Source organism: Sporosarcina sp. Y352, from assembly GCF_056786535.1.
In genome coordinates this window covers 14,148-27,675 of the sequence record NZ_JBXCJE010000020.1, presented here as the reverse complement: position 1 = coordinate 27,675, position 13,528 = coordinate 14,148, and the positions used below count along the sequence as shown (strand labels likewise).

Genomic DNA, 13,528 nt, shown 5'->3' with positions numbered 1-13,528 from the left:
TGTTTTATTCAATTATAATATGATCAACAGATTACTCGGATCCGTAATAACCGATTTAGAACCAGAGATCAGCGAGCATCTCCATCGATCGCTTCCTATCTTCCGGATCGTAGGCGTATGTCACAACAATCAGTTCATCGGCCCCACTACGTTCCGCAAATTCTTCCAATTTCTTACGTACTGTTTCCGGAGAACCGACCGCTTTGAGACTGAACATCGATTCTATAAGTGCCCTTTCCTGTTCTGTTCCTAATTCTTCAGGATCCACAGGTGGCTGCAATAAGCGCTGTTTTCCAGTTTGCATATCCAATAAAAATTGCTGTGTCGTGGTCCAAATTCTCTGCGCTTCCTCATCCGTTGGAGCAACAACCACGTTAATGCCAGCCATGACATAAGGTTCGGCAACTTGTGCCGTTGGTGCTGTCGATTTAAATGCCGAACGATACAGGTCAATCTTCTCTCTATAATTTTCCGGGGTAAAATGCGTGGCAATAGAAAAAGGCAAACCCAGTTGACCAGCAATCGAGGCGCCATTCACACTTGAACCTAAGACCCATATTGGTACATTCGTGCCTGTCCCTACATTAGAAGTTACAGGTACACTATGCGCCAAGCCCTCATCACTGAACCATCCAATGAGATCATAAATAGAATTAGCAAAAGATTGTGGGTCACTACCGGAACGACTAAGTAGCTGAGCAGTCTGAGCATCGGTGCCTGGAGCCCGTCCAAGTCCTAGATCAATTCTATTAGGATACAATTGTGCAATTGTGCCAAAACTCTCGGCTACCTGCAGCGGAGCATGGTTGGGCAGCATAATACCGCCAGAGCCCACACGTATTTTTTCCGTCACCTGTGCAGCCAGTCCAATAAGGTTGGAAGTTGCCATGGATGCCAAAGTTTTCGTGTTATGGTGCTCTGCAAACCAAAGTCTCTTAAAACCAAGCTTATCTAACAGTTGAGCCGATTCTAAAGCTTGCTCCAATGCTTCCTTTATCGTTTGACCTTCTGATATACTGACCAGTTCAAGCACGTTTAATGGTATATTTTTCGTCATTTTATGCACCTCTATATTTTTTTGTATTGTCTATTCGCTTCCTACTACATATTATTGTAATAGGTAACCTTGTTCTTCTAAATTTATTAGCATGCTAATTTTATAATTATCCTTTTTATCTACTAATTTTCATAGCTTCATGGATTAACGCTATTTAATCTTATCCAGCGCATCTGAAATCGTATCTTCTCCAGATATAAGGTCAAAAGCGCGGTGGTACGTATTTTCTTTTGTTAACGTTGCTTCAATTGTTCGAGCCACATCTTCACGCGGAATTTTCGGCAAGTTCTTCATATCCCAGTCTGTTTTTTCTATAGTAGCAGAAACCTTTGCAAGACCATGATCATTCGTTAATACGCCAGGGCGGATAATTGTATAGTCTAAACTGCTAGCCTCCAGAATCTTATCTGCATAATATTTCGCCGCCATATAATAACTTCCCGACCATTTCTCACGGTCATTTGAAAGTAAGGAACTGACCATCACAAAACGCTTCACTCCAGCCTTTTCAGCAGCTTCTATTGTCTTTGCAGCGCCATCTAAATCAATAAGAATTGTTTTATCTGCACCTGTGTGCCCGCCAGATCCTGCGGTAAAGACAACAGCGTCACATCCTTTGGCAGCTTCAGCTATAGATTCTACACTTCCTTCTAAATCTGCAAGCGTTGCTTCTACATCTAGCGTTTCAAAAACAGTTACTTGGCTTTTTGTTCGTACCATTACTCTCACTGTATGTTCCTCACTATTTTTCAGTATATCGACGAGTTTTTTTCCGATTTGCCCATTTGCACCTACAACAAGTACCTTCATGAATAATCATCCCATCATTTAATGAATTTCAATTGACTTCGAACAACCTTTTTCCCGTGACTACAATCTAATTGAGTGTACTTATTATCCATTTTATAAATACTGGCGTTTTCCAATTTTCGCTGCATCATAATGTTCCTTTACGTTAATACTGACGACTACCAAATCCACATCAGGATGTTGAGCCTAATGAAAACATAAAATCTGCAAACACCTTGACGTCATCAGGATTATGAGAAGACATATCTATTCTCTGGAAAAGGTAGGCCAAGGTTTCCTCGCAAAGTATCAGATTCATCCTCTTTTCGGAATATTCCTTTCTCCTGCAAAATAGGGACGACCAAGTTGATAAAATCATCAATTCCAGAAGGATGTTCCTGTCTTAGGAGCAATAAGTCCATCGCCCCCGCCTAACGCCACTGCTCAATCATATCGGCGACAGTCTCTGCCGATTCGAAAAATGGAAGCTTAGGAATACCGTATCCTGGAGGTAATAACCTTTGTAACTCCTGAAACTTTTCATTCGCCTCGGCTTCTGTTCTTCCAACGATGATTTACTGTGTTGGCATAATCAAAATCATCCCCATTTACAAGTACTCCTGCACCTATAATTCCAAATTTCATTATTATTCCCCTTAGATATAACTTTGTTTAATTATGATTCAATATCAGCTATGGATTTTCCCAATAGCCTCAGCACGAAATTGTCTACTTCAGTGGTAAATCGTGTGGGAATTTCTGTACAAGAAGCTGTTCATTCTTATGGCCTTAATCGTTCCACTAATAAAATGAGCAACGAGATATTCTTTTTCCTCACCCGCATGTATCTTTGATATTGGAATATTAGTCTTTAAGGAAAACTGCTTTTAATCCCCTATTTTCACTTTCAAAAAAATCCGCGTTCTGGATTAGAAATTTCTAAATTTCCTCGTAACGTATTAGACTCATATTCTGTACGGAAAATACCTCTATCCTGTAAAATCGGAACGACTAAATCAGTAAAATCCTGTAGTCCTGTTGGATACTCTTGTTTTATTAAGAACAGGTCCATTGCACCTGCTTCATACCATTCCTGAACTTCATCGGCTACTTTTTCTGCTGAACCCAATAGTCTAGGTTTTGGTATTCTATAACCGGGCATTAAACTTTCCAATTCTCTGAACTTTTCTTCTGCTTCTTTTTCAGTTCTACCTACGATTGGGTTTTCAACCATTGCAACAACAAAGTCTTCTGGTGATCGCCCTTCTGAGGCTACTCGTCTTTTCAGCTCTCTCGCCATTCCCACGCTTTCAGCAATGGTATTATTATGAATAAGGGCTGCGTCCGTATACTTTGCAGCATTTTCCATCATCTCGGAAGAAGTACCCGCTGTGAAGAGTACCGGTCTTCCTTGGACTGAACGACTAATACTTAATGGACCATCTACCGAGAAATAATTTCCTCGATAATTTAAAGCGTGCATCTTATTTGGATCTAAAAATACCCCACTTGCTTTATCCCGGATAAAAGCATCATCTTCATACGTATCCCATAATCCTAAGACAATTTCCATAAATTCCTTTTGCATGGGATATAAATCTCTTTTTGACAAGTGCCCACGGCTAAAGTTAACCAGGCCCCCGGGATTTGAAGTTATCAAATTTACAGAAGCCCTTCCTTTACTAATTTTATCTAGTGATAAAATTTGTCTTGCTGCTGTATATGGATCTCCATACGAACTAGCAATTGTTGCTGAAAGACCAATGTTTTTAGTAGCCATACTAAGAGCCGACATAAGACTGACACCTTCAAAAAAACTCAAGTAATGTGGAATATTCCCTGGTCCAATATGGCTTACATCGATTAAAAATAGCGTATCAAATTTTGCAGTTTCTGCTATCTTTGCCTGTTTTACATAGTGATCAATATTTTCACTCGCATCGGCAGGCATTTCTGGATGTCTCCATCCCATATAGTTCCAGCCAACACCCTCAAGCACAGCACCTAATTTTAATTTTTTTCTATTATTCATTTGGTTAACCCTCTTTCATAGTTGTAATGATTAATAATCGATTGGACAATTCAATGATTTGGCCCAAAGTTATATTCAATTCTTTTACTCCGTTGTTACTCGTATTTTATATTTCTATACTTCTATATATATCGAAATATAGAGCATAAATAAACTTACTGAAATTCTCTATTTTGATACTTCTAGAAATATCAAAATTATAGTACACTCTGTTTACCAGAGATTATAGTCGGTGCATATTCTTCTATTAGTTCACGGTTTAAACTGTAATAACGGTAAGTACCTTCTTTTCTAATTGAAACTAACTCACAATTAATCAGTATTTTCAAATGATGAGATAATGTGGAGTTAGAATTTATTTCAAGTTCATCAGTCATATCCATACAAGCCATATGCGGTTCATCCACCAACATTTTAATAATTTTTAAACGAGTAGGTTCTCCAAGTGCCTTAAAAATTTGTACTAGCTTTTCATCACTCATGTAAATTCCCCCCATTCATTCTTGTTTCGATATTCATAGAAACAACCGTATGATTATTTCATATTTTTGTCAACAATTTTAACTTAAATGGTTCTTATTTCACAAACCTTCCCCGTTAGCCATACATGTAGCGCAAAGTCAGCGCTACACCACAGAGGATGAAAATATATGCAGAACGGGTATTGGATACTACGGCTGGCGAAGAAGGTCGATGAACTATGGTGCCATAGAGCCCATCCGTTAGTCTGACTCCAACGACCACGGTGCATCACAGACTGTCGCACTCTATACGAGTAGCACTCATGGGAGATTAATCCTACTCTGGTTATTGCACCAGCCTGCCTTTATTCTATGAAGAATGGAGTTGGTTACTGATTAACTTTCAACTTAATATAATCATTTTGAAGGCTCAGCCTTTTTTTAAAAAAACTTTTTCTGAGCTTTTTTTGTTATGCAGTTTTATAGATTTTGAGCGTTTTTTAATTTTCATGGGAGTTCAAGTAGAAAAATGATCTCCCTAAGAAGCTCCCGTTAGTTGATTAAGAAGCTCTCAGTGTAATATTGTATAAAAAACTTCTTGTTATTTTTCCACAAGAAGTTACTTTCTGTTATCTTTTATATCTTCCATGATTGTTGGAGTATTAGATAATTGCTCACTTTGTGATATAAATTGAAAAGCTTCTGTGTACCTCTCCCCATTCATCAAATTATGATATTGAGAAATTTCATCTAACCATTTCTGATAGAAATAAACATCTTCATAAGTCTCCTTTTCCGCCAATTCTAAAGCGATTTTTGCAGTGTCTACAGCTTCTTCTGTATCTATTACAGTTAATAAATATGATGTGTTTAGAAAACCAGGAGCATTCTGTGGATCTATGCTATTCACCTTACGTCTAGCACTGAGTGCCTCATCCCATCTCTTTTGCTTTTCAAGCATCATTGCGTATTGATGCCAAGCTAGGAATTCGCGAGGGTGCTGCTGAGTGATTTCTTCATAAAGCTTTTCAGCAGTTTCAAAGTCTGATTCTTGCCAGGCGTTGTAAGCTTCGTCCAAATCCCATTCCACCGAATAAATTCTTGTGTTTAATGTCGCCAATTTAAATCCTGTCAGTTGTTCAAAGGATTTCTCAAATGAGCCTGTTTCTTTTTGATGCAAAAGAATGTCCGTTAAAATTCTCGTATCACTTTGGCTTCCTACAACATATTCAATTGCTTTTCCGGCTAAGAAATACACATCTGAATGTTTAGATGCCGCATTCCATTCTCCAAAAGTTTGAAGGTTGATGAATTTTAATTCGGGGTCTACATTTCTAGGTATTCGTAAGTTACCCGTCACTTGCATGCTTATATACTGACTGATTCCCTCACGATACCAAGCAGGTACACCTTCAAAATTTATTCCTTTTTCGGCTAAAAATACATCTAGCAGGTAGTGGCCATATTCATGGCTAAATATACCCGTCAGAAAAGACTCATCGTCATGAAATCCTTCTTGTTCCAGATAAATAAGAGCTCTTTTATTCTTTCTGGTATATGAACCTCCTTCTATTTCACTGGCTAACGGCTCCATTTGTATGTACTCTTTAAAGCTAGGAAGAACAATAACTTCTAAATTCTCAGTCTTAGTTATCTCGTGACCAAAAATTTCCCTTTCAAGTTGGGTAAGCTCATCAATTCTACTAATCATCTCATGAATTTTCTTCTCCGCATTAGGATGATACTTAAATGTGATGTGATGATGTTTTAATATCAGATAGTCCTCTGTGAATTCATTGACTACTTTATCATTTACATCGGACATCCTTAACATAAAGTTCAGTTTATCAGTCACAGACAACTCTCCCAACTCGTCGTTAATCACAAAGTTGAACATCCATATAACAGTAAGTAGCATACCGGTTATCATTAAGTATGAGAGAGCAAATGATAGTTTTAATCTACCATTCAATTTTAAGAACTTAATCTCCCCATTTATTAAACCTATGAGTGTAAAGATGAACAATATGGATAAACTAATTAAACCAACAAACAAAACAATAGTTCCAAGAAAATTATCTACTAATAAGTAGGTGCCAAACAATAATGTGGCTGTCAAAATTATACTTATTAAAGTGAAAAAAATGTATCTAATTACCTGCAATTTCGTTCCCCCTTATCACTCAACTTAATAGAATAAAAAAAGAAGTGAATTGTTCATTTCCTTTTTTATTTTAACCTCACTAGCTATTCTGTTAGCACAATAAGAATTCAGCATGATTACTGCTAACCTGCCAGGTAGTTCAACAAAGAATTCGATCGCTAACCTCGTTTGTATAGGTTACACACCAGCGTTACATAACGCCAGTTCACGGAAGTAGTTAACTCTATTACTCAATAAGAAAAAAACTGCCATGAAAGGCAGCCGAATCTTCACTAAAGCGCCCGTTAGTGGAACAGGGAAAGTTGTTTGCGGACAGGCTATTATTTGGCAGTGATTTGTGAACGTTATGTATTGTCCATTCTAAATTGGAAACCCTAAACAAAATTATCGTTTAGGAGGTTCTAATAATGAAAAAGTTTTATTTGGCTATCTTATTCGGCATGATTATTTTGCTTATCCAACCACATTTGTTTAAAGCCAGCCTTGCTTTTACAAAAGATGAAGCAATTATAACTGAGTATGATGAAATTGCTAAGTCAGATAAAGGGGATATTATACTTTATGCTAAAAAGATGAATGTAAATGATGTATATACTGATTTTAAAATTGATTTTAAAGGTGTTATTATGTCAAGACCATTCTGGATAAACACAACAAGTCCTGCATGGCTTCCTGAAATTATCTATGAGGACATCAATGGCGACGGAAAGAAAGAGTTAATCATAATTTTAACTAGAGGTACTGGTACTGGAATAATAGAAAGAGAAGTTCATGTTTTCAATATACAAAATCAACAATTGGGTAATGTGCATTATGAGGGACTAGTCGAGGTGCTTGTTGATGACCCAATTGCAATAGTATTAAAAAATGTAAAGACCGAGATATCATCCAACAAAGCTAATGTAATTATTGGAGACAAGAAATATACAATTGATATAAAATCTTTAGGAATTCAACCTGAAGTCTTATTCAGTGATATATACTTTGGTAATTTTATTAACTTTGAAATAAAAGACAATCAGCTTGTTGCAAAAGTTGAGGGAATCATTTCTCCATCTGGATATATAGGGAGTATTCAAATTACGTATATGTTTAAAGATAAAATGTATCAAGCAAAATCAATTGAATTTAATCCAAATGAATAATGTATTGTTCAAGTTGGAAATAATCATAAGAAAAATCTGAAAACCATCGATTCAATCGCTGAATGACCTTGCATACGACATACACAACAGGTTTACATAACACCGATTCTCGAAAGTTAACAGTAACCCCCCACCCCTTACAAACACTCAGTTCGACTCCTATTATTCTTGGCGTTCTTTATGCATGGAAATCTATACATCGTTGAGTTAACGGGCTTTATGGTGAACGTCAGGCCTGTCTAAACGAATAAATATGCAGGTTCAATTGAACGACAAGAAGACGAAAAAACCTACCTGTGCAATACGCATGGGTAAGTTTTTTGTTGTGATAAAAGCTAAAGCCTCGCTTGTTGTTCAAATTCTGCCCCTTTAGCTTAATTAGCTTTTACAGCTAACTTAACCTACTTGCTTCGAACTCCAAATCCTAAAAGTTATGACACTACCGTGGTTATAAAAAAGCCATGCGATGAGGTCGGGACTATTGATAGTGCCTAAACCCTCGTCCTTGCTCAACCTTGTTATCGCTATCAGTTGTGTTTATTTTTGATAGTGCTATAAGGAAAACGTCTATAAGAAAGTAAAGAGAAATAATATCGGTTTACCAAACGTCCCTATAGAAACCTATGTATATCATTTCATAAGCGAACCTCGTTCATATAAGTGAGTCAATGAGATACCTTTTTTGGCAGCTACCCGTTTAATTAGATTTATTTCATGGTACATGGCATTAGATAAAATTCCATTATCCACGTTTTTGTTAATATGGTAATAAAAACCTGCTAACAATTCTATTGGTATGCTATTGTACAAAGAAAATCCCCCATCATTCATTTGCAACAACTACCCTTCCAAAAGAGTATACAGTCTATTTGGATTATTGTTAAGCACTTTTGCAAATTACGTTGATTTGACGGAGCTGATTATCTTTTGGCACAACCATATCGTAAATCACCATAAATGGGCTGAGGTTGAGCCTTTCCCCAAATTCATCGGGGAAAGGCTCGTTTTATTGTACTATTTATTTTTTAGTGAATCAGTGGAATACTTAGGTAGAACCAGCGTAGGCATCAGCTAAGCGCCGAAGCGTTTTCATTGGAAACTTAACATCTCTTTGATGGGCAGCATTTCGTCCCCAGTGAATTTCCCATGAATAGCATGTGAATCCGTCGTGACTATTTTGGTAATCGGTTGTGAATAAGGTTTCTCGACCGATGATTTGGATTTCACGAAATCGAAAATACTTTTATCAAGTGGTTCATCGCTGTCACCAAACACACAGTCTGAATACTCTTGAAGTCCTAAGAGTGTTCAAACCATTTTCTATCAAGTTACGACATTCCGGTCTTGTCTATAGTAATATTTTTAAAACGTAAAAAGCCACCCTCCGAAGAAGATGGCTTTCCATTTTCCGACTCCTGTATCCTCGGTTCCTCATATATAATGAAGCAATTAATTATTCTTTGTTCCATATGGCATTCCTATATCAGGTGCCTTAACGTGTTAATATCATTGGAACCTAGTTGGATTTTCTTTTCACCAATCCAAATTTCATCTATTTCACTAAAGTGATGCATCTTTAATTCATTACGTACTTGTAATACTGTTTAAAGAGATTCAATTTATTGCTCATATGCTTTCAACTTAGGTTAATAAATATAGTTGAGTAATTAATTTTCGATTTCAAGAATAGCCTCGATTTCTTCTAGAATCTCTCTATTCACCAAAAGAGAACGTTTTTTTCTCAATTCAAGATCCATTTCTTTGTCAATGAAATTATTCGTATGTTTGTCAAAACAATTAAAACAAATAGAGTAAAAGTCTTTTTTCTCTTTCTTTAAAAAATCAAATTCCCACGTTTCAAGTTCCAAATAACTTACTTTATCTTTCGTTTCTTTTTCACATAATTCGCAAGTTGTTTTCATTATAAAAAAACCCTTTCATACATCTACCTTTTATTTTTTTCCTAGATGGCGATCTTTAATTCTTTTTAAACGCCCATGATATTTCATTATATTCGCTTGTGATTGTTTGGCATCTTCGCTAGTAGGTTGCAAGTTGGCAATATCCCAGTATTTAATAACTACATCTAATACTTGGTCAAAGTATTCTAGTGGTCCATAATTCGTATCTATTGCAATGGTTTTCATTCTATCGTTAAAGTCTGGCATAACGGCACCTGGCATAGAGAAATTAATAATTACATTCTCAAAATAAACAATGAAATTCGGATCAAGTTCAAGATGTGCTTTCACTGTATCGCGATAGAATGCATAATGAAGCGCTTCGTCTTTCGCTATACGTCGAAGTAATGTTGCTAAATCTTTGTCGTAAAGACCCGCTATCCTAGCTACATTATTATAAAAAACTAGTGTAGCTAACTCTTGCAATGAAGTATAGGCCATTGTTGCTAGAGGATTAGTGAAATCTGGAAACCAACCACTTTCAACTACTCGTTTTCTTAATTCATGCAATCTTGCGGGATTTACGTTTCGTGTCACCAATAAATACGTTTCAAGTAAGTTAGAGTGCTGGTCTTCTTCAGCAGTCCAAGTGCGTACGAAATCATTTATTACTTCCATTGAATTTTTAAATGTATAATCCAAATGCGAAGTATACCAAGGTAAATTTACTTCTGTAAGTAATGCTGTTTCTACCGCAGTAATTACACCTTCTGGAAGAGTTACTTGACTCTCATCCCAAGGAACTCGTTTAAAGGACATGGCCTTGTCCCATGGAATAAATTCGTGATAGCTCCAGTCAATATTTGCAGAACGTTCCTTATGTAATTGATATAATTCTTTAATGCGCGGTTCTAAGCGTATATCCAAATCTGAATTTAACATTATCTATTCTCCTTTAGGTGTTTTACTATCTAATTTTAAACCATTTGAATTTTTTTAACAATTATATTTTTTAAACCACCACTCCCCCTTTAGTTACGACATTCCCGTATAGTCTAAATCTATTTAGCTGCTCTTTATTATGATACCATGTTAAGTTCCGGATGATTTAAAGTGGGGAGTCTAAGAATTGTATTACCAAAATAAAAAAGCTGTTACATATGATTGAACTAATCACATGTAACAGCTCGGTTTCTTAAAGAGCATAAATTAATTCGCCCCCAACTTTTAGATGTATCCTTTTTCTTTAAGGGATATGAATTGATGGTCTCCGATAATTACATGATCCAGGACCTCCACTCCCATAATACTTCCAGCTTCAGCCAGTCTTTTTGTGATTTCAATGTCTTCCGGAGAAGGGGTCGGCTGCCCGCTAGGATGATTATGATAACAAATTATGGAGGCAGCACTCTGTTTAACTGCTTCTTTAAACACTTCTCTCTCGGATGCACTATCGAAGAGTTTAAAGAACCTATAAAAACTGTCTTCTTATGAAGCACTTCATTCTTTATATTCAGATATAGAACAATGAAATGTTCCTGCGTCAGAGCATTCATTTCCGTCATTAGATAAGCGGCTGCATCTTCTGGTGAACGGATAACATAGCGTGTATCAGCCTTACCAGCAGAACGCATCTTCCGTGCTATCAGCATGCCGGAATGAATCTTCAAGGCTTCGTTATGTGTCATACCTTCCTCTTTCAGTTCGGTTACGGTCATATCGACTAAAGTTTTAATTCCACGAGATGCCAAACGTCCAGTGAATTCTGTTTTTGCAGATGGTCCAATCAATACAGCCAGAATATCTTGCAATTCAATAACGCTTTCTGAACCGATCTCATTATAAGTAGAAACTGCCTCACGAGCAGCTATGATATATTTTTTCATTGTCATTTTTTTGTCCTTTCTCACACAAAGCTAGCGCCGAGTGGCACTAGCGTTCATGTGCCACTCATTCCCTGCCCGGTGGAAGGCTTTTTATGTTATAATAAATCTACAATATTTTTAATAAATCACTTTTTTCGAGATGCGAACCGTCGCGTCTCCTTTTTTTCGCCCATTTTTCCAATTACTGCATCATCCCAGCCCATCTTTTTCAAGTTGGAAGCCGTGATGTTCAACAACTTCCATGGATTTACACCTTCGAGTACCATGTTCTGCGCTACTTCCTTCATTCCCTTTTCATCAAATTGCCACGAAGCAGAAACAGTGTAATCCCAAATAACATCTCCTGTATCAACTGGACCATTGTTGTCGACGAAGGCCTTTAGTTCAGCTTTCATTGCTTTCAGCGCTGATTCAACACGCTCAATTTCCTTGCCTAACTTAATTGCATGGCCCATACTTTCAATAACCTCTGTTTTTGCAAGTACCATTTTAAAACTCCTCCTTTAGTTTCCTATATTTCCGCTGCCAATTACCTTCACATTCCCGTTTTCAATAGACAAGAAAATATCTTGAATATCGGTAAGCGAATCCATTCTTTTAACATCACCTTTGCCATCCAGTTGGTAGATACCGCCAAACTTAAAGACAAGGAATTTCCGCTCTCTTTTTTCATCCACATAGCAGATGAATGACTTCTTAGCACTCCCCTTTTTGTTGTTAGAAACTAGACGATCTAATTGTTTACCAACCATTAAAATCACTCCATTCCCTTTTTATTTTTGAAAACAAAAAAAGCCGACCGTATCCCGAAGGATTCAATCGACTTTTAATATATATCACGCAAAAATGCGTAAATACCCTGTGTGATTATGCCCGAAAGCAATTTTGTGACGTGCAATTACATCTGCCTAGCTTTTCCCGAAACGAGAATTCATAGGCTACTACGTTCATGTCGAATCTCCTTTTAGATAATTAAAAGGTATAACGACTTTCATCAAAATGATGACTTGAAAAATAATAGAATATAGATTAAGGTTATCAAATCTTAGTAGCAGTCGCAACACTTCGGAAAATTTGTAGCTAGGAAACCCCATAGTTATTTGTTGACTAATGACCTTATAAGGAAAAGGAGCAAACTGAATACTTGGCGATCAATACGAGGATGGCTCATATGTTTTTAAAACGGCTTTAGTTTTAATTAAAGACAAATAAAAAGCCCCTAAGTTACTAGAAGCCTCAAAGATTATTCAATTTTCTTTTCCCTTGGTTTAATCCATTCAGATACGACTTGGACATTTACTTCAGCTCTCCGATGCTAAGGATTACGATGAAAAAATGGCAAGGTGGGGAAGATCATCCATACTTAATTGTTTAATTTCTAACTTTGTTTGATCATTTACTTTATCTAATACCATTGCTTTAAAGTTATTCATTTTATTTACCATTTCCTCTCTCTACTCTTTTTTGTTCAGAGTTTCCTTTTAAAATCATACACGTACTAGTTGAATGAGCAACAAGACTCTCTTTTTCATCATATACATGACATTCCAGTAGTCCAACAGAAGTTCCTTTTTTAATTATTTTTCCCTCAGCTCGAAGTTTCGAATCAAATATTGGTTTTAGGAAATTTAATTTAATTTCCACTGTCGTAAAAACTTCATCATCTGCAAGCGTGCTAGCAAAAGTATATCCCATCGCAGCATCTGCTATATCGCAAAGTATCCCACCATGTAGCGTGCCCATTGGATTATGCAATCTTTCAGAAGCTTCCATTTCTATAACAACTCTACCTTCTTCAACTTCTACCACCTTAAAACCAAGTACTTGTGCAACTGGGGGTTCAGGTATTTCACCCGTCATCATTTTCTTTAAGTTTTCTAAGTGATTCATTATCCACGCCTCCTAAATAATAAATTTTAAGTGTATTTTTCAACGACGCAGGTGAAGATGCCCATCGAAGGTGCAGCTCAATTGTAATTTTGGCTGAACCCATCTGAGATTACGCATCAAGAAAAAGCTTTACATGTTCGGCAAACAGTTTGGGATATTGGAACAGGTGTCCATGTCCGCGTCTGGGTAAATGATAAGCTGTG

14 protein-coding genes and 1 pseudogene are annotated in these 13,528 nt (G+C 36.7%); 1 reads left to right on the top strand and 14 read right to left on the bottom strand.

Annotated elements, in window-relative coordinates; genetic code table 11:
* Positions 1 to 55: 55 nt before the first annotated feature.
* The 6 genes from AC1TO6_RS19980 to AC1TO6_RS19955 form a co-directional block, all read right to left on the bottom strand.
* Entirely contained in the window at positions 56 to 1,057 is a 1,002-nt protein-coding gene (locus AC1TO6_RS19980; RefSeq protein WP_482103354.1) for an LLM class flavin-dependent oxidoreductase, read from the bottom strand.
* A 150-nt stretch (positions 1,058 to 1,207) separates the two neighbouring features.
* Positions 1,208 to 1,867 carry an SDR family oxidoreductase gene (locus AC1TO6_RS19975; RefSeq protein WP_482103353.1) on the bottom strand — a complete coding sequence of 220 codons (660 nt, stop codon included), beginning with the start codon at positions 1,865 to 1,867 and terminating at the stop codon, positions 1,208 to 1,210.
* 230 nt (positions 1,868 to 2,097) lie between these two features.
* Positions 2,098 to 2,268 (bottom strand): hypothetical protein, encoded by a 171-nt coding sequence (locus AC1TO6_RS19970; protein WP_482103352.1) that lies wholly within the window; start codon positions 2,266 to 2,268, stop codon positions 2,098 to 2,100.
* Positions 2,269 to 2,753: 485 nt separating this feature from the next.
* Positions 2,754 to 3,878: an NtaA/DmoA family FMN-dependent monooxygenase gene (locus AC1TO6_RS19965; RefSeq protein ID WP_482103351.1), complete on the bottom strand. Its 1,125-nt coding sequence runs from the start codon at positions 3,876 to 3,878 to the stop codon at positions 2,754 to 2,756.
* A gap of 197 nt (positions 3,879 to 4,075) precedes the next feature.
* A complete protein-coding gene (locus AC1TO6_RS19960; RefSeq protein WP_482103350.1) occupies positions 4,076 to 4,360 on the bottom strand; it encodes an ArsR/SmtB family transcription factor in 285 nt (94 codons plus the stop codon).
* Positions 4,361 to 4,958: 598 nt separating this feature from the next.
* Positions 4,959 to 6,503, bottom strand: a complete 1,545-nt coding sequence (locus AC1TO6_RS19955) for a hypothetical protein (protein WP_482103349.1) — start codon at positions 6,501 to 6,503, stop codon at positions 4,959 to 4,961.
* Positions 6,504 to 6,910: 407 nt separating this feature from the next.
* Between AC1TO6_RS19955 and AC1TO6_RS19950 the strand changes: the two genes are divergently transcribed.
* A complete protein-coding gene (locus AC1TO6_RS19950; RefSeq protein ID WP_482103348.1) occupies positions 6,911 to 7,648 on the top strand; it encodes a hypothetical protein in 738 nt (245 codons plus the stop codon).
* Between the two features lie 630 nt (positions 7,649 to 8,278).
* Here AC1TO6_RS19950 and AC1TO6_RS19945 read toward each other — a convergent pair.
* The 8 genes and pseudogenes from AC1TO6_RS19945 to AC1TO6_RS19910 all read right to left on the bottom strand — a co-directional run bounded on the left by AC1TO6_RS19945 (position 8,279) and on the right by AC1TO6_RS19910 (position 13,325).
* Positions 8,279 to 8,458, bottom strand: coding sequence for a hypothetical protein (locus AC1TO6_RS19945; RefSeq protein ID WP_482103347.1), 180 nt, complete (start codon positions 8,456 to 8,458; stop codon positions 8,279 to 8,281).
* A 279-nt stretch (positions 8,459 to 8,737) separates the two neighbouring features.
* The gene (locus AC1TO6_RS19940; protein ID WP_482103346.1) at positions 8,738 to 8,923 is read right to left on the bottom strand and encodes a hypothetical protein; all 186 of its coding nucleotides are present in this window, start codon (positions 8,921 to 8,923) and stop codon (positions 8,738 to 8,740) included.
* 392 nt (positions 8,924 to 9,315) lie between these two features.
* On the bottom strand, positions 9,316 to 9,570 hold the full coding sequence (locus AC1TO6_RS19935; protein ID WP_482103345.1) for a hypothetical protein: 255 nt from the start codon (positions 9,568 to 9,570) through the stop codon (positions 9,316 to 9,318).
* Positions 9,571 to 9,600: 30 nt separating this feature from the next.
* The gene (locus tag AC1TO6_RS19930; RefSeq protein ID WP_482103344.1) at positions 9,601 to 10,491 is read right to left on the bottom strand and encodes an acyl-ACP desaturase; all 891 of its coding nucleotides are present in this window, start codon (positions 10,489 to 10,491) and stop codon (positions 9,601 to 9,603) included.
* Between the two features lie 285 nt (positions 10,492 to 10,776).
* Positions 10,777 to 11,441: pseudogene (gene radC / locus AC1TO6_RS19925) on the bottom strand (RadC family protein).
* Between the two features lie 119 nt (positions 11,442 to 11,560).
* Complete coding sequence (locus AC1TO6_RS19920) at positions 11,561 to 11,923, bottom strand: hypothetical protein (protein WP_482103343.1); 363 nt, start codon at positions 11,921 to 11,923, stop codon at positions 11,561 to 11,563.
* A gap of 15 nt (positions 11,924 to 11,938) precedes the next feature.
* Positions 11,939 to 12,187 (bottom strand): hypothetical protein, encoded by a 249-nt coding sequence (locus AC1TO6_RS19915; protein ID WP_482103342.1) that lies wholly within the window; start codon positions 12,185 to 12,187, stop codon positions 11,939 to 11,941.
* Positions 12,188 to 12,869: 682 nt separating this feature from the next.
* Positions 12,870 to 13,325, bottom strand: coding sequence for a PaaI family thioesterase (locus AC1TO6_RS19910; RefSeq protein WP_482103341.1), 456 nt, complete (start codon positions 13,323 to 13,325; stop codon positions 12,870 to 12,872).
* Positions 13,326 to 13,528: the final 203 nt, after the last annotated feature.

Excerpts from the sequence above, each read along its gene's own strand:
- AC1TO6_RS19980 (WP_482103354.1), bottom strand. The coding sequence starts at position 1,057 with ATGACGAAAAATATACCATTAAACGTGCTTGAACTGGTCAGTATATCA.
- AC1TO6_RS19975 (WP_482103353.1), bottom strand. The coding sequence starts at position 1,867 with ATGAAGGTACTTGTTGTAGGTGCAAATGGGCAAATCGGAAAAAAACTC.
- AC1TO6_RS19970 (WP_482103352.1), bottom strand. The coding sequence starts at position 2,268 with ATGGACTTATTGCTCCTAAGACAGGAACATCCTTCTGGAATTGATGAT.
- AC1TO6_RS19965 (WP_482103351.1), bottom strand. The coding sequence starts at position 3,878 with ATGAATAATAGAAAAAAATTAAAATTAGGTGCTGTGCTTGAGGGTGTT.
- AC1TO6_RS19960 (WP_482103350.1), bottom strand. The coding sequence starts at position 4,360 with ATGAGTGATGAAAAGCTAGTACAAATTTTTAAGGCACTTGGAGAACCT.
- AC1TO6_RS19950 (WP_482103348.1), top strand. The coding sequence starts at position 6,911 with ATGAAAAAGTTTTATTTGGCTATCTTATTCGGCATGATTATTTTGCTT.
- AC1TO6_RS19935 (WP_482103345.1), bottom strand. The coding sequence starts at position 9,570 with ATGAAAACAACTTGCGAATTATGTGAAAAAGAAACGAAAGATAAAGTA.
- AC1TO6_RS19930 (WP_482103344.1), bottom strand. The coding sequence starts at position 10,491 with ATGTTAAATTCAGATTTGGATATACGCTTAGAACCGCGCATTAAAGAA.
- AC1TO6_RS19920 (WP_482103343.1), bottom strand. The coding sequence starts at position 11,923 with ATGGTACTTGCAAAAACAGAGGTTATTGAAAGTATGGGCCATGCAATT.
- AC1TO6_RS19915 (WP_482103342.1), bottom strand. The coding sequence starts at position 12,187 with ATGGTTGGTAAACAATTAGATCGTCTAGTTTCTAACAACAAAAAGGGG.
- AC1TO6_RS19910 (WP_482103341.1), bottom strand. The coding sequence starts at position 13,325 with ATGAATCACTTAGAAAACTTAAAGAAAATGATGACGGGTGAAATACCT.